Genomic DNA, 16,248 nt, shown 5'->3' on the forward strand with positions numbered 1-16,248 from the left:
CGGGCACCGGCCCGTCCCCGCCGCGCGGGCGCGGGCCGCCGGCCGGCCGGATGCAGGACGCGAAGGGGCGTCGATGAGTCTTCTCGAGGTGACCGACCTGCGGGTCTCCTTCAGCACGCCGGACGGGGTGGTGCGCGCCGTGCGGGGCGTCTCGTTCGAGGTGGACCGGGGCCGCACGCTCGGCATCGTCGGGGAGTCCGGCTCGGGGAAGAGCGTCAGCACCCAGACGCTGATGGGCCTCACCCCGGGCGCGAAGGTGACCGGGCAGGCCCTGTTCGAGGGCGCCGACCTGCTCACCGCGGGAGAGCGGCGGATGCGCCAGATCCGCGGCGCCGAGATCGGCATGATCTTCCAGGACCCGCTGTCCAGCCTGCACCCGCTGTACAAGGTGGGCCGGCAGATCGAGGAGATGATCCGCGCGCACGAGCCGGACACCGGCCGGGACGCGGCCCGCAAGCGGGCGGTGGAGATGCTCGGCACGGTCGGCATCCCGCAGCCGGCGCGGCGCGCCGAGGAGTACCCGCACCAGTTCTCCGGCGGCATGCGGCAGCGCGCCATGATCGCGATGGCGCTGGCGCTGAACCCGAAACTGATCATCGCGGACGAGCCGACGACCGCGCTGGACGCGACCGTCCAGGCGCAGATCCTGGACCTGATGCGGCGGCTGCAGCGCGAGTACGACACCGCCCTCATCATGATTACCCACGATCTCGGGGTGATCGCCGACATGGCCGACGACGTGCTGGTGATGTACGGCGGGAAGGCGGCGGAGAAGGCGCGGCGGCGGCCGCTGTACTACCGGCCGCACCACCCGTACACCAAGGGGCTGCTGCAGTCGACGCCGTCGGCGGCGGCCGGCGCGGACCGGCTGCGGCCGATCCCGGGGCAGCCGCCGAGCCTGATCAACATCCCGTCGGGGTGCGTGTTCCATCCGCGCTGCGAGTACGTGATGGACCGGTGCGTCACCGACGAGCCGGTGCTGGACCCGGTCACCGGCGACGACGACCCGACGCACGTGTCGGCGTGCTGGCTGCCGCTGGAGGCCCTCGGGCTCGGCGAGGACGCCGAGCGGCTGCGGCAGCGGGCGGTCGAGGAGGGGCGCGTGCGGGCGCGCCCCGCGTCGGCGGCACGCAACGGCGCGCCGGAGGCCTCCGGCGCGGTCGACGCCACCGCCGGCGGCGAGGACACGGGCGCGGGCGGCCGGGACGGCCCCGCGGAGGACGAGAGCGACGACGGCGGGACGCGCGGGGACGGAGGCGCCGCATGAACGGCGACATGAGCGACGCGCGGCGCGCGGGGCAGGGAGCCGGGCAGGGGACCGGGCCGGGCGACGTCCTGGTCGCAGTCGAGGACGTCTACAAGCACTTCCCCATCAAGCAGGGGATCGTGTTCAAGAAGGAGATCGGCCGCGTCCACGCGGTCGACGGCGTCGACCTGCAGGTCCGGCGCGGCGAGACGCTCGGCATCGTCGGCGAGTCCGGCTGCGGGAAGTCGACGCTGGCGCGCTGCATCACCGGGCTGCACCAGGTGACGGCGGGCCGGATCCTGTTCGAGGGCGACGACATCACCCGGCTCGGCAAGGCCGGCCTGAAGGCGTTCCGCCGCGACGTCCAGATGATCTTCCAGGACCCGTACGGGTCGCTGAACCCGCGCCGCCGCGTCGGCTCCATCATCGGCGACCCGTTCGCGGTCCACTCGATCGCGGGCGGCGCCGAGCGCAAGCGCCGGGTGCAGGAGCTGATGGAGCTCGTCGGGCTGAACCCCGAGCACTACAACCGGTTCCCCGCCGAGTTCTCCGGCGGGCAGCGGCAGCGGATCGGGGTCGCCCGGGCGCTGGCGCTCAAGCCGAAGCTGATCGTGTGCGACGAGCCGGTGTCGGCGCTGGACGTGTCGATCCAGGCGCAGGTCATCAACCTGCTCAAGGACCTGCAGGACGAGCTGGGCCTGACGTACGTGTTCATCGCGCACGACCTGTCGGTCGTCCGGTATGTCAGCGACCGGGTCGCGGTGATGTACCTCGGCAAGGTCGGCGAGGCCGCCGAGGCGGAGGTCCTCTACGGCCGGCCCCGGCACCCCTACACGGCGGCGCTGCTGTCGGCGGCGTCGATCGCCGATCCGGACGAGGCGGAGCGCGCCGAGCGGATCGTGCTGACCGGGGACGTCCCGTCGCCGATCGAGCCGCCGTCCGGCTGCCGGTTCCATCCGCGCTGCCCGAAGGCCGCGGACCGCTGCGTCCGGGAGGACCCGCCGCTCGTCCCCCGCGAGGGCGACCCGCCCGACCACGTGACCGCCTGCCACTTCCCGGTGGAGCCGGGCGAGCGCCTCGCGCACAAGCACGCCGCGATCGCCCAGGTCTCCACCCAGCCGGAACTCCCGGAGGTCGAGGAATGAGCAGCTACACCGATCTCGAGGCGCAGGAGGTCGACCCGACGGCGGGCACCGCGCCCGCCCGGGTGCAGGGCCGCACCCCGTTCCAGCTGGCGTGGGCGCGGTTCCGGCGCGACCGGCTCGCGGTCGCGTCCATCGTCGTGCTGGTCCTGATCGCGATCTACGCGATCCTCGCGCCGGTGTGGGCGCACCTGACCGGGCACCCCTACGACGCGACGTTCCCCAAGACGGGCCTGGACGTCAACGGGCAGCCGCGCGGGCCGTCCGGGACGTTCTGGCTCGGCGCCGACCAGCTCGGCCGCGACGTGCTGGTCCGGGCCGCCTACGGGGCGCGGATCTCGCTGCTGGTCGGGATCCTGTCGGCGGTGCTCGCGTCGATCGTCGGGACGCTGGTCGGGGTGCTCGCCGGGTTCGTCGGCGGGGCGATGGACACGCTGCTGGCGCGGCTGATGGACATGACCCTCGCGCTGCCCTACCTGCTGGTGGCGATCATGCTGGCGACCACGTTCCAGATCTCCTCGGTCGGCGCCAGCCTGACCCTGACGATCCTGGTGATCGCGTTCTTCTCGTTCGCGGCGTTCGGCCGGATCATCCGCGGGCAGGTGCTGTCGCTGAAGCAGAAGGAGTTCGTGGAGGCGGCCCGCTCGCTCGGCTCCTCCAACGCGCGGATCATGTTCGTGGACATCCTGCCGAACCTGGTCGCGCAGGTCACCGTGCTGACCTCGCTGCTGATCCCGACGTCGATCGTGTTCGAGGCGACGCTGTCGTTCCTCGGCGTCGGGGTGCGGCTGCCGATGCCGTCGTGGGGGTCGATGCTCGGCGAGGGCAGCGACGTGTTCCAGACCGCGTGGTGGCTGCTCGCGGTGCCCGGCGTCCTGCTGCTGCTGACCACGCTGTCGTTCAACCTGCTCGGCGACGGGATCCGGGACGCCCTGGACCCGCGCGGCGACCGGGCCACCGGGGGGAAGTGAGCGCCTGTGATCCGCTTCGTCATCCGCCGCCTGCTGTACGCGATCGTCGTGCTGTGGCTGGTGTCCACGCTGGTGTTCGTGTTCCTGCACGTCTCGCCCGTCCCGGTGGAGCGGGTCATCGGCGGGCCGCGCGCCACGACCGACACCCTCAACCAGATCCGCCGCAACCTCGGGCTGGACCAGCCGGTCATCGTGCAGTACGGGCAGTTCCTCGGCCGGCTGCTGCACGCGAACCTCGGCGACTCCTACATCAACGGGGAGCCGGTGACGACGCTGATCGGGGACCGGCTGCCGACCACGCTGTGGCTGGTGTTCGGCGCCGGCATCATCTGGTTCGTCGGCGGCGTCGTCACCGGGGTGCTGTCGGCGACCCGGGCGCGCAGCCTGTCCGACCGGTTCGTCACGGTGTTCGTCCTGATCGGATTGTCGACGCCGCCGTTCGTGATGGCGCTGGTGCTGCTGTACCTGTTCTCCACGAAGCTGAGCGAGGCGGGCATCTACTTCTTCGAGGCGGGCCCGCCGCTGCAGATGCACTTCTGGCGGCGGATGATCCTGCCGTGGATCGCGCTGGCGTTCCTGATGGTCGCGGCGTACACGCGGCTGACGCGCGGCGCGATGCTGGACGTGCTGGGGGAGGACTACGTCCGGACGGCCCGCGCCAAGGGGCTGTCGCGGCGCCGCGTCGTCTACCGGCACGGCCTGCGGGCGGCGCTGACCCCGGTCGTCACCCAGTTCGGCATCGACCTCGGCGCGCTGATCGGCTCCACGATCGTCACCGAGAAGGTGTTCGGGCTGCAGGGCGTCGGGCAGCTGGTGTACCAGTCGATCGCGCTGGGCGACACCCCGGTGATCATCGGGGTGACGCTGATGGTGACGTTCTTCGTGATCGTGGCGAACCTGCTGGTGGACATCGGCTACTCGTTCCTGGATCCGCGGGTCCGGCTGTCCTGACGGCGGTCCCGGGGCCCGCGGCGCGGCCGGGGCACGCGCCCGGGCCCGGTCACGATGCGGACACTCGGGACGGTCAACGCGATCTCGGAGTAATGCCGCGAGGTGCGCATGGATAAGCTTTCCGTATGCGATCGTGGCCCGCTTCCGACGTCCCCAGCCTCACCGACGCGGGACTCCCCGCCGCGGCGCGGCGGCTCAGCCTGTACGACACCGGGACGGCCGAGGTGCGGCCCACGGAGCCCGGCGAGACCGCCCGGATGTACGTCTGCGGGATCACCCCCTACGACGCGACGCACCTCGGGCACGCCAACACCTACCTGACCTTCGACCTCGTCAACCGGGTGTGGCGCGACCTCGGCCACGAGGTCCACTACGTGCAGAACGTCACCGACGTCGACGATCCCCTTCTGGAACGTGCCCAGCAGACCGGTGAGGACTGGCGGGAGCTCGCCGAGCGGGAGATCCAGCTGTTCCGCGACGACATGACGGCGCTGCGGATCCTGCCGCCGGAGCGCTACGTCGGCGCGGTCGAGGCGATCCCGCTGATCGTCGAGATGATCGAGAAGCTGCGCGGCCGGGACGCCACCTACGAGGTCGACGGCGACGTGTACTTCCCGATCACCGCGGACCCCGCGTTCGGGCAGGTCAGCCGGCTGGCGCGGGAGCAGATGGCGCCGCTGTTCGCCGAGCGCGGCGGCGACCCGGACCGGCCCGGCAAGCGCGACCCGCTGGACGCGCTGGTGTGGATGGCGCGGCGGCCCGGGGAGCCCGGCTGGGAGTCCCCCTTCGGGGAGGGCCGCCCCGGCTGGCACGTGGAGTGCTCGGCGATCTCCATCGAGTACCTCGGCATGGGCTTCGACGTGGAGGGCGGCGGGTCGGACCTGGCGTTCCCGCACCACGAGATGGGCGCCTCGCACGCGCAGGTCGCGACGGGGGAGCGCCCGCACGCCCGCGCCTACGTCCACGCCGGCATGGTCGGCCTGGACGGCGAGAAGATGTCGAAGTCGCGCGGGAACCTCGTGTTCGTGTCGAAGCTCCGCGAGGCGGGCGTCGACCCGATGGCGGTGCGGCTGGCGCTGCTGTCCCACCACTACCGGTCCGACTGGGAGTGGACGGACGCGGAGCTGCGCGGCGCGGGCACCCGCCTGGGCCGGTGGCGCGCAGCCGTGGCGCGCCCGTCCGGGCCGCCGGCGGGACCGGTCGCCGACACGGTCCGCGAGCGCCTCGCCGACGACCTGGACGCCCCCGCGGCGCTCGCCGCGATCGACGCGTGGGCCGCCGCGGACGGCGCCGACGCGTCCTCGCCCGCGCAGGTGCGCGCGCTCGCCGACGCCCTGCTCGGCATCGCCCTCTGAGCGCGGCCCCGGCACCCCGCCCTCACAGCAGCCCGGCGAGCTTGTAGAGGACGAGGGACCCGGCGACGGCGACGTTGAGGCTGCTGCCGTCGCCGACCATCGGGATCTCGACGGCCGCGTCCAGCAGGTCGAGGGCCTCGGCGGGGATGCCGTGCTGCTCGTGGCCGAGGACGGCGACGGTCCGGGTCCGCGCGGCGGGCAGGTCGGCGAGCCGCACCGCCTCGTCGGCCAGCTCGACCCCGACGACGCGGGTGCCGGGGTCGTCGCGGGCCCGCTCCAGCCAGCCGACCGGGTCGTTGACCCAGTGCACGCACGAGGGGCGGCGCAGCGTGTTGCCGCGCTCCAGCGCGGCCGGCACCCACGGGAACCGCGGCACGGCGAGGCAGGCGCCGACGGCGTCGCAGGTCCGCAGCAGGGTGCCGAGGTTCGCGCCGTGCAGCGGCCACAGCGGCGCGGCGATCAGATGGTCCCAGCAGGAATGGGCGCGGCCGCGGCGCTGCCGCCGCAGCTCGCGGGGGGTCCGCACGCGGATCGCGGGCGGCCGGGCGGCGCGGCTCACCGCCTCCGGGGGGCGCCGCCCCTCATGTCGCTGATGCTCATGGTGGACGCACTTGTCGGCGTGCGCGGGCCATCACCGGCGGGTCGCTTACCCCCGCGAGTGTAGCGGGGTAGAGTCCGGCGCATGCGCATGGAACTGGTCTGGCTGATGCTGCCCGGCGTCCTCGTCGCACTGATCGTTTTCGCGTCGGTCAAGCGCCCGGACGAGCCGGGGGACTGACCGGCCGCCGCGGGTCAGCCGGGGTCGCGGCGCCGCAGGTACCGTTCGAACTCGCGGGCGATCGCGTCGCCGCTCGCCTCGGGCAGCTCGGTGGCGTCCTTCTGCTCCTCCAGCGTCCGCACGTACTCGGCGACCTCGGAGTCCTCCTCGGCGAGCTCGTTGACGCCGTTCTCCCAGGCCCGCGCCTCCTCGGGCAGCTCGCCCAGCGGGACGGTGACGTCCAGCAGGTCCTCGACGCGGCGCAGCAGCGCCAGCGTCGCCTTCGGCGACGGCGGCTGCGCGACGTAGTGCGGGACGGCCGCCCACAGCGACACGGTGTCCAGGTCGGCCTTGGCGCAGGCGTCCTGCAGCACCCCGAGGATCCCGGTGGGGCCCTGGTAGCGGGCGGGCTCCAGGTGCAGGGTGCTGACCAGCCCGGCCTCGGACGCGGCGCCGGTGACCGGGACGGGGCGGGTGTGCGGCGCGTCGGCGAGCAGCGCGCCGAGCAGCACCACGTTGCGGACGTCCAGTTCCAGCATCAGCCCGACCAGCTCGCGGCAGAACGACCGCCACCGCATGTTCGGCTCGATGCCGTGGATCAGCACGACGTCCTTGCCGTTGGGGAGCCGCGCCCAGGAGATCCGCGTGGTGGGCCAGGTGATGTCGCGGGTCTCCCCGTCGACCATCTCCACGATGGGGCGGGTGACCTGGAAGTCGTAGTAGTCGTCGGGATCGAGCTCGGCGATCGGTACCGCGTCCCAGCTGGACTCCAGGTGCTGGATGACCCCGCTGGCGGCCTCCCCGGCGTCGTTCCATCCCTCAAAGGCGGCCACGAGCACCGGTTCGACGAGCTCCGGCACGCTCTCCAGCTCGATCACGCGCTGCCTCCTTCCGACGCCTGGGTACAGCGTCACCGGCGGGGGTCTCATTCCCGGGGTCGGGGGCCCCGCTCATGATCGGTGGCTGTCAGCCTACGTCCTGACAGTGACCTACCCCACCGTTCCGCCGCCAGACCCCCGCGCTGTACGCCCGCGGCGGAACGGAGGTCACGATCGGATCACTTGCCGTCGGTGGTGTGCACGATCAGCACGTCGCACGGGGAGCGGTGCGACAGGTTCGCCGGGACGGACCCGAGGATGCGGCCGGCGAGGCTGTTGAGGCCGCGGTTGCCGATCACGACCAGCTCGGCGCCGCGCTCCTTGGCGAGGCGGCTGATGACGTCGACGGCGTCGCCTTCGACGGACTCCTGCTGGATGTCCCGGGCGCCCGCCGCGACGGCCCGCTCCCGCGCCGCGCGCAGCGCGTCGTCGGCGGGGGTGGAGCCCTGCACCTTGTAGGCCAGGTCGCCGAGCCGGTCGGCGGCGCTCGCGCGCTCGCGCTCGGGCATCGGGCTGTAGGCGGAGGCGAGCAGCAGGGTGGCGCCGGTCGCGGCGGCCAGCTGCGCGGCCCGGTCGACCGCGCGGAACGAGGAGTCCGAGCCGTCGGTGCCGACGAGGATCATGCGGTACGCGCTCATGCCGTTCCTTACCCGTTGGTAGTAACTGGGGGCACGTTATCGGTCGGGTGACCCATCCGTCACCGTCTTCTTGCACGGCCCGTCCAACGCACGCGCGGGCCGGCGGGCCCGGGCGGGGGCGTGTTCCGCCATGTGGACGGATCGGAGGGCTCCGCAGACCCGCGGATAGTCTGGGATCCCATGAGCACTCCCGTTCCGCGGTCCCTGCGTCAGGCCCTGAAGGAGCGCGTCGTCGTGGCCGACGGGGGCATGGGGACGATGCTCCAGGACGCGGGACCCTCCCTGGAGGACTTCCAGGGACATGAGGGCTGCAACGAGATCCTCAACGTCACCCGGCCCGACATCGTCCGCGCGGTGCACGAGGCGTACCTCGCGGCGGGCGTCGACTGCGTGGAGACCAACACCTTCGGCGCCAACCTCGGCAACCTCGGCGAGTACGGCATCACCGACCGGATCTTCGAGCTGGCCGAGGCGGGCGCCCGGATCGCCCGCGAGGCCGCGGACTCCTTCACGACGCCGGACCGGCCCCGCTGGGTGATCGGGTCGGTCGGCCCCGGCACCAAGCTCCCGACCCTCGGGCACGTCGCGTTCGCCGAGCTCCGCGACGCCTACCAGCGGGGCGTCGAGGGCCTGCTCGCGGGCGGCGTCGACGCGGTCCTGGTGGAGACCTGCCAGGACCTGCTGCAGGCCAAGGCCGCGCTGATCGGCGCGCGCCGCGCCATCGCCGCCGCCGGCGGCGAAACGGTGCTGATCGGGCAGGTGACGATCGAGCAGAACGGCGCGATGCTGATGGGCTCGGAGATCGGCGCCGCGCTGACCGCCCTGGAGCCGCTCGGCATCGACCTCATCGGGCTGAACTGCGCGACCGGCCCCGCCGAGATGAGCGAGCACCTGCGCCACCTCGCCCGGCACGCCCGGATCGGCCTGTCGTGCATGCCGAACGCGGGGCTGCCGGAGCTGACCGCCGACGGCGCCCGCTACCCGCTCACCCCCGGGCAGCTCGCGGACGCGCACGACGCGTTCACCCGCGACTACGGGCTGTCGCTGGTCGGCGGCTGCTGCGGCACCACCCCCGAGCACCTGCGGCAGGTCGTCGACCGGGTCCGCGGGCGGCAGGTCGCCGAGCGGCGGCCCCGGCCCGAGCCGGGCGCCTCGTCGCTGTACCAGCACGTCCCGTTCCGGCAGGACACGTCCTACCTGGCGATCGGGGAGCGCACCAACGCCAACGGGTCCAAGGCGTTCCGGGAGGCGATGCTGGAGCGCCGCTGGGACGACTGCGTGAAGATCGCCCGCGACCAGGCCCGCGACGGCGCGCACCTGCTGGACCTGTGCGTCGACTACGTCGGCCGCGACGGCGTCGCCGACATGAAGGAGCTGGCGTTCCGGCTGGCGACCGCAGCGACGCCGCCGATCGTGCTGGACTCCACCGAGGTCCCGGTGATCGAGGCGGGGCTGGAGATGCTCGGCGGCCGCGCCGTCGTCAACTCCGTCAGCTTCGAGGACGGCGACGGGGCGGGCTCCAAGCTGCGGCGGCTGATGCCGGTCGTCCGCGAGCACGGCGCCGCGGTCGTCGTGATGTGCATCGACGAGGAGGGGCAGGCCCGCACCGCCGCCCGCAAGGCCGCGATCGCCTCCCGGATGATCGAGGAGCTGACGGGCCGCTGGGGGATGCGGATCGAGGACGTCGTCGTCGACTGCCTCACCTTCACCATCGGCACCGGCCAGGAGGAGTCGCGCCGCGACGCGCTGGAGACGATCGAGGCGATCCGCGAGCTGAAGCGCCGCCACCCTGACGTGCAGACCACGCTCGGGCTGTCGAACGTGTCGTTCGGGCTGAACCCGGCCGCGCGGATCGTGCTGAACTCGGTGTTCATGCACGAGTGCGTCGACGCGGGGCTGGACTCGGCGATCGTGCACGCGTCCAAGATCCTGCCGATGGCGCGGATCCCCGAGGAGCAGCGGAAGGTCGCCCTCGACCTGATCTACGACCGCCGTTCGGACGGCTACGACCCGCTGCACGCGTTCATGCAGCTGTTCGAGGGCGTCGACACCGCCGCGATGAAGGCCGACCGCGCCGCCGAGCTGCTCGCGCTGCCGCTGTGGGAGCGGCTGAAGCGCCGCATCGTCGACGGCGAGCTCGACGGCCTCGACGCCGACCTGGCCGAGGCCCTGGAGCAGCGTCCGGCCCTGGAGATCGTCAACGACGTGCTGCTGGACGGGATGAAGACCGTCGGGGAGCTGTTCGGGTCGGGGCAGATGCAGCTGCCGTTCGTGCTGCAGTCCGCCGAGGTGATGAAGACCGCCGTCGCCCGCCTCGAACCGCACATGGAGCGCTCCGAGGACGGCGGCAAGGGCCGGATCGTCCTCGCCACCGTCAAGGGCGACGTCCACGACATCGGCAAGAACCTCGTCGACATCATCCTGTCCAACAACGGCTACGACGTCGTCAACATCGGCATCAAGCAGCCGGTGTCGGCGATCCTGGAGGCCGCCCGCGAGCACCGCGCCGACGTGATCGGCATGTCCGGGCTGCTGGTGAAGTCCACCGTGGTGATGAAGGAGAACCTCGAGGAGCTGAACGCCCGCGGCCTCGCGGGGGAGTGGCCGGTGCTGCTCGGCGGCGCCGCCCTCACCCGCGCCTACGTCGAGCAGGACCTCGCCGGCCTCTACGATGGCGAGGTCCGCTACGCCCGCGACGCGTTCGAGGGGCTGCGGCTGATGGACGCGTTCATGGCCGTCAAGCGCGGCGTCGAGGGCGCGAGCCTGCCGCCGCTGCGCGAGCGGCGGGTGCGGCGGGGCGCGACGCTCCAGGTCACCGCGCCGGAGGACATGCCGGCCCGGTCCGACGTCGCCGTCGACAACAAAGTCCCCGAGCCGCCGTTCTGGGGCGACCGGGTCGTCAAGGGCCTCGCCCTCGCCGACTACGCCGCCTTCCTCGACGAGCGCGCCACCTTCATGGGCCAGTGGGGGCTGAAGCCGGCGCGCGGCGGCGACGGCCCCACCTACGAGGAGCTGGTGGAGGCCGAGGGGCGGCCCCGGCTGCGGATGTGGCTGGACCGTGTCCAGACCGAGGGCCTGATCGAGGCCGGAGTCGTGTACGGGTACTTTCCGGCCGTGTCGGAGGGCGACGACCTGGTCGTCCTCAACGAGGACGGCTCGGAGCGGCAGCGGTTCACGTTCCCGCGCCAGCGCCGCGACCGGCACCTGTGCCTGGCCGACTTCTTCCGGCCCCGCGAGTCCGGCGAGACCGACGTCGTCGCGCTGCAGCTCGTCACCATGGGCCCGCGGATCGCCGAGGCGACCGCGGAGCTGTTCGCCAAGAACGCCTACCGCGACTACCTGGAGCTGCACGGGCTGTCGGTGCAGCTCACCGAGGCGCTGATGGAGTACTGGCACGCCCGGATCCGCGCCGAGCTCGGCTTCGGCGGCGAGGACTCCGCCGACCTCGAGGACTTCTTCAAGCTCGGCTACCGCGGCGCCCGGTTCTCCTTCGGCTACGCCGCCTGCCCCGACCTGGAGGACCGCGCCAAGCTCGTCGGGCTGCTGGACCCGGGCCGGATCGGGGTGACGCTGTCGGAGGAGCTGCAGCTGGCGCCCGAGCAGTCGGCGGACGCGCTGGTCGTCCACCACCCCGAGGCGAAGTACTTCAACACGTGACGGCGCGCGGGGTGCGCGCCGGCGGCGACGAGGAGGGAAGGACGATCTTGGGGGACGGTCGCGGGGGCCTGCAGGCCGTGCTGTTCGACATGGACGGGCTGCTCGTCGACTCCGAGCGGGTCTGGCTGGAGGTCGAGTCGCAGGTGGTCGCGTGGCTCGGCGGGGAGTGGGGCGAGGAGCACCAGAAGGCGCTGGTGGGCGGGTCGCTCACCCTCGCCGCCGACTACATGCTGCGGCTGACCGGCGCGGACGTCCCGGCCGAGGAGGTCGGGCGGCGGATGCTGGACGGCATGCACGAGCGGCTGAGCGAGAGCGTGCCGCTGATGCCGGGCGCCAAGGAACTGCTGGTGGAGCTGAAGGACGCGGGCGTCACCGCCGCGCTGGTGTCCTCCAGCCACCGGCGGCTGATCGAGCCGGTGCTGGACGCCGTCGGCCGGGAGTTCTTCGCGCTCAGCGTCGCGGGCGACGAGGTCGCGCGCACCAAGCCCGACCCGGAGCCGTACCTGACCGCGACGGCGCGCCTCGGCGCGGAGCCGGGCCGCTGCGTCGTGCTGGAGGACTCCCCGAACGGGGTGGCCGCGGGGGAGGCGGCGGGCTGCGTGACGGTCGCGGTGCCGAGCGTCCTGCCGATCCCGCCCGCGCCCGGACGCACCGTGGCGGCGTCGCTGCGCGAGGTGACCCTGGAACGGCTGTTCTCGCTGGTCGGATGAGGTTCCGGCGGCCGCCGGGACGGCCCGCTCGACCGGTTCGACGTCCAACCGTTGCGCGATGTTGATCTCTGCCGGGCGGGTACGCCGGCGGGAGCGCGTCCCGCGCCGACGCCTGCTCCCGTGGCGGCAGGCCGCGCCCGCGACCCCGGGCGGCGGTCCCTAGGGGACGGATCACGCCGGAGGAGGAGACCGCGATGTCCGGAAACCGTCCGCCGGGAGGAGCGTGATCGGCGCCCGGACGTGTGACGATGGAGGGAGCAGCGCCGGCAGAGCAGCACCGTACGGAGTGAGGGGCCGACATGAGCGACACGGCGATCGATCTGATCAGCCTCGGGGTGACCCTGGTCGGGCTGGTCATCAGCTGGGGGGTCTACCGGCGCCGCGGGGCGGCGTCGGGGATGCGCGGCGCCGCGCTGTCGCTGGTGCCGCTGGCGGCGGCGATGACCGGGGTGACCGAGTTCTTCGTCGACCTGGCGTTCAGCCCGGTGAAGTGGGCCGGGGTCGGGGTGGCGGGGCTGGCCGTCCTGCTCTACCTGACCTCCGGCGCGATGCTGAGCCGCCGCGCCGGGTCCGGCGACGCCGGCGGGAAGGCCGCCGCGCCCGGCGCGGGCGAGCCGAAGGCGGCGGGCCGCGCCGGCCGCAAGCCCAAGGGCGCGGTGGGCGGCGCGCAGCCGTCCGGCGACCCCGAGATGGCGGAGATCGAGAAGATCCTGCGCGACCGCGGCATCTCCTGACGCCCGGTCCCGCCGTTTCTGCGTTCCGGGGCGCTGACCTGCGGACGATCGATCTCAGAACGGACTCAGTACGGTAAAGCTTGCCGGTCTAGACCGCGTTCGTGTTGCGGAGCACGCCACAGGCGAACGTACTATTCGGGCGATTTGTCCGACGTGATGCCGAGCACGTGTGCCCGAGATGACGACGAGATCACAACTCAGATACGGGTACTGGCGCAGCCCGTCTCACGGATGGACAGTCGTGGCCGAGGGGCTACCTTTCCCTTCAGCAAACGCGGCGTAACGGGCACGGGGTCAGCGGATGATCTCCGCGACCGCCGGTCACCGCGCCGGCGGCGGCATGGCCGAACCAGTGGCCGGACGGTAGGAGGTACAGAGCGTGGCCGCACCCCTTGAGGTGACCGGGTCCGACACCGAGGCGCAGCCGGAAGCGGTCCTCGCCGGTGTCGACGGCAAGGCGATCCAGGGACGCTCCCTGGGGCAGATCGCCTGGATGCGACTCAAGCGCGACAAGGTCGCGCTCGCCGGCGGCGTCATCGTGATCCTGCTGATCCTCCTGGCGATCTTCGGGCCGCTGCTGGTGCAGTCGCCGCTGGCCTACCACCAGAACCTGATCGACCCGACGTACAACCGGCCGAAGACCGGCATCTGGCACACCGGCATCAGCGCCGACCACCTCCTCGGAGTGGAGCCCGGCACCGGCCGGGACCTGCTCTCCCGGATCGTGCACGGCGCCCGGATCTCGCTGCTGGTGTCGTTCCTCGCGACGCTGCTGTCGGTGGTCATCGGCACGATCCTCGGCATCACCGCCGGCTACTTCGGCGGCTGGGTCGACATGCTCATCAGCCGGGCGATGGACGCGTTCCTGGCGTTCCCCCTGCTGCTGTTCGCGATCGCGCTGGTCGCCGTCATCTCCGACGGCTCGTTCGGGCTGAGCGGCAACGGGCTGCGCATCGGCGTCCTCGTCGTCGTCATCGGCTTCTTCAACTGGCCGTACATCGGCCGCATCATCCGCGGCCAGACCCTCTCGCTGCGCGAACGCGAGTTCGTCGACGCGGCCCGCAGCATGGGCGCACGGAACTCCTACATCCTGTTCAAGGAGATCCTGCCGAACCTCGTCGCGCCGATCCTGGTCTACGCGACCCTGCTGATCCCGACGAACATCCTGTTCGAGGCGGCGCTGTCGTTCCTCGGCGTCGGCGTCATCCCGCCGACGCCGTCGTGGGGCGGCATGCTGACCCTCGCGGTCCCGATCTACTCCTCGGACCCGATGTACATGATCGTCCCCGGTGTGGCGATCTTCATCACCGTCCTCGCCTTCAACCTGCTCGGTGACGGGCTGCGGGACGCTCTCGACCCTCGGGCCAAGTGACCTCGGGTTCATCCGACCCGGCGAAATGAATGGGGTGCGCCTGCACATGAACAAGATGAGACCAATCGCGGCCCTCGCCGCCGGCGTGCTCGCCGCGGCGGGCCTCGCCGCCTGCGGCGGCGGTGACTCGGGCGGCTCGGGGAGCGGGCCGGGCTACGGCGCGGCCATCGACAAGATCATCAACCAGTCGGACAAGAAGGGCGGCACGCTCCGCCTGGCGATGTCCGACGACTTCGACTCGCCGGACCCGGGCAACCAGTACTACGCGTGGGACCAGAACTTCTCGCGCCTGTACGGCCGCGGCCTGATGACGTTCAAGCCCGCCGCGGGCAAGGACAGCCTGAACGTCATCCCCGACCTGGCGACCGCGCCCGGTCAGATGGCCGACGGCGGCAAGACCTGGACCTACAAGCTCCGCACCGGCGTGAAGTACGACGACGGCACGGCGGTCACGTCCAAGGACGTCAAGTACGCCGTCGAGCGCAGCAACTTCACCGACGAGATGCAGCTCGGTCCGAAGTACTTCAAGACCTACCTGGTCGACAACAAGCCCGCGTACAAGGGTCCCTACAAGGACAAGAGCGACGAGGGCCTGAAGTCGATCGAGACGCCGGACGACAACACCATCGTCTTCCACCTGTCGAAGCCGTTCGCGGAGTTCGACTACCTGGTGGCGATGTCGCAGACGATCCCCGTCCCGAAGGCCAAGGACACCGGCCTGAAGTACGAGTCGTCGATCGTCTCCAGCGGCCCGTACAAGGTCGACAACTACACCCGCGGCAAGTCGATGACGCTGTCGCGGAACCCGAACTGGGACCCCAGCACCGACCCGATCCGCAAGGCGCTGCCCGACAAGATCGAGCTGCAGCTGAAGCAGAACGCCGACGACATCGACAACCGCCTGCTGGCCGGTTCGCTCGACATGGACGTCGCGGGCGTCGGTGTGCAGTCCGGCACGCAGCCGAAGGTGCTGACGCCGCAGCAGAAGCCCTACACCGACAACCCGATCCAGGGCTACCTGCGGTTCATGTCGCTGAACCAGCACGTCAAGCCGCTGGACAACATCCACTGCCGGATCGCCGTGCAGTACGCGACCGACAAGGTCGCCGCGCAGACCGCCTACGGAGGCCCGCTGGCCGGCGGTGACGTCGCGACCACGATCCTGCCCCCGTCGGTCGACGGCTACCGCAAGTTCGACCTGTACCCGCAGAAGCAGGCGGCGGGCGGCAACGGCCTGGACCAGGCCACGCTGGCGAAGGCCAAGCAGGAGCTCGCGGCGTGCGGCAAGCCGAACGGCTTCAGCACCAAGATCTCGGCCCGGTCCGACCGGCCGAAGGAAGTCGCGATGGCGCAGGCCATCCAGCAGGGCCTGAAGAAGGTCGGCATCAACGTCAGCATCGTGCAGTGGCCGGCCGGCGACTACTTCAACAAGTACGTCGGCGTCCCGAACTACGTGCACCAGCACGGCGTCGGCATGATGCTCATGGCGTGGGCGGCGGACTGGCCGACCGGCTACGGCTTCCTCTCCCAGATCGTCGACGGCCGGGCCATCAAGCCCTCCGGCGGCAACAACCTGGCCGAGGAGGACAACCCGAAGGTCAACGACGGTCTCGACCAGGCGATCTCCAGCCCGGACAAGGCGACCCGCACCAAGCTCTACGGCGACATCGACCAGATGGTCATGCAGGACGCCGTCGAGGTCCCGCTGATCTACGCCAAGGCGCTGCTGTACCGGCCGAAGCGGGTCACCAACGTCGGTATCACCATGGGCTATGGCGGAATGTACGACTACCTCAACATGGGCGTGGAGAAGTAATTCTCCCTCCGTCCGTGCGTT

Annotated in this window: 13 protein-coding genes; 10 read left to right on the forward strand and 3 right to left on the reverse strand. The window is 71.9% G+C overall.

Annotated features, from left to right (window positions below):
- The first annotated feature begins 73 nt into the window (after positions 1 to 73).
- The 5 genes from F9B16_RS19605 to mshC all read left to right on the forward strand — a co-directional run bounded on the left by F9B16_RS19605 (position 74) and on the right by mshC (position 5,665).
- The gene (locus F9B16_RS19605) at positions 74 to 1,267 is read left to right on the forward strand and encodes an ABC transporter ATP-binding protein (protein ID WP_151541546.1); all 1,194 of its coding nucleotides are present in this window, start codon (positions 74 to 76) and stop codon (positions 1,265 to 1,267) included.
- A complete protein-coding gene (locus F9B16_RS19610; RefSeq protein WP_404800507.1) occupies positions 1,264 to 2,391 on the forward strand; it encodes an ABC transporter ATP-binding protein in 1,128 nt (375 codons plus the stop codon). The genes F9B16_RS19605 and F9B16_RS19610 overlap by 4 nt, the downstream gene beginning before the upstream one ends.
- Entirely contained in the window at positions 2,388 to 3,359 is a 972-nt protein-coding gene (locus F9B16_RS19615) for an ABC transporter permease (RefSeq protein WP_151541547.1), read from the forward strand. Before F9B16_RS19610 ends, F9B16_RS19615 begins: the two co-directional genes overlap by 4 nt.
- A gap of 6 nt (positions 3,360 to 3,365) precedes the next feature.
- A complete protein-coding gene (locus F9B16_RS19620; protein WP_151541548.1) occupies positions 3,366 to 4,310 on the forward strand; it encodes an ABC transporter permease in 945 nt (314 codons plus the stop codon).
- Between the two features lie 125 nt (positions 4,311 to 4,435).
- The gene (gene mshC / locus F9B16_RS19625) at positions 4,436 to 5,665 is read left to right on the forward strand and encodes a cysteine--1-D-myo-inosityl 2-amino-2-deoxy-alpha-D-glucopyranoside ligase (protein ID WP_151541549.1); all 1,230 of its coding nucleotides are present in this window, start codon (positions 4,436 to 4,438) and stop codon (positions 5,663 to 5,665) included.
- Between the two features lie 22 nt (positions 5,666 to 5,687).
- On the opposite strand, the gene F9B16_RS19630 is transcribed toward mshC, so the two are convergent.
- The 3 genes from F9B16_RS19630 to F9B16_RS19640 form a co-directional block, all read right to left on the reverse strand.
- Entirely contained in the window at positions 5,688 to 6,224 is a 537-nt protein-coding gene (locus F9B16_RS19630) for a TrmH family RNA methyltransferase (protein ID WP_151541550.1), read from the reverse strand.
- 233 nt (positions 6,225 to 6,457) lie between these two features.
- The gene (locus tag F9B16_RS19635; RefSeq protein WP_151541551.1) at positions 6,458 to 7,300 is read right to left on the reverse strand and encodes a PAC2 family protein; all 843 of its coding nucleotides are present in this window, start codon (positions 7,298 to 7,300) and stop codon (positions 6,458 to 6,460) included.
- 179 nt (positions 7,301 to 7,479) lie between these two features.
- Positions 7,480 to 7,938 (reverse strand): universal stress protein, encoded by a 459-nt coding sequence (locus F9B16_RS19640; protein ID WP_151541552.1) that lies wholly within the window; start codon positions 7,936 to 7,938, stop codon positions 7,480 to 7,482.
- A 180-nt stretch (positions 7,939 to 8,118) separates the two neighbouring features.
- On the opposite strand from F9B16_RS19640, the gene metH reads away from it, so the two are divergent.
- The 5 genes from metH to F9B16_RS19665 all read left to right on the forward strand — a co-directional run bounded on the left by metH (position 8,119) and on the right by F9B16_RS19665 (position 16,227).
- Positions 8,119 to 11,595: a methionine synthase gene (gene metH / locus F9B16_RS19645; RefSeq protein ID WP_151541553.1), complete on the forward strand. Its 3,477-nt coding sequence runs from the start codon at positions 8,119 to 8,121 to the stop codon at positions 11,593 to 11,595.
- Between the two features lie 47 nt (positions 11,596 to 11,642).
- Positions 11,643 to 12,305: an HAD family hydrolase gene (locus F9B16_RS19650; RefSeq protein WP_225991772.1), complete on the forward strand. Its 663-nt coding sequence runs from the start codon at positions 11,643 to 11,645 to the stop codon at positions 12,303 to 12,305.
- Between the two features lie 299 nt (positions 12,306 to 12,604).
- Positions 12,605 to 13,039, forward strand: coding sequence for a hypothetical protein (locus F9B16_RS19655; RefSeq protein ID WP_151541554.1), 435 nt, complete (start codon positions 12,605 to 12,607; stop codon positions 13,037 to 13,039).
- 379 nt (positions 13,040 to 13,418) lie between these two features.
- Positions 13,419 to 14,411 (forward strand): ABC transporter permease, encoded by a 993-nt coding sequence (locus F9B16_RS19660; RefSeq protein WP_151541555.1) that lies wholly within the window; start codon positions 13,419 to 13,421, stop codon positions 14,409 to 14,411.
- Positions 14,412 to 14,466: 55 nt separating this feature from the next.
- Positions 14,467 to 16,227 (forward strand): ABC transporter substrate-binding protein, encoded by a 1,761-nt coding sequence (locus F9B16_RS19665; RefSeq protein ID WP_151541556.1) that lies wholly within the window; start codon positions 14,467 to 14,469, stop codon positions 16,225 to 16,227.
- Positions 16,228 to 16,248 lie beyond the last annotated feature (21 nt).

It is taken from the genome of Actinomadura montaniterrae (assembly GCF_008923365.1).
In the GTDB taxonomy this organism is placed as follows: domain Bacteria; phylum Actinomycetota; class Actinomycetes; order Streptosporangiales; family Streptosporangiaceae; genus Spirillospora; species Spirillospora montaniterrae.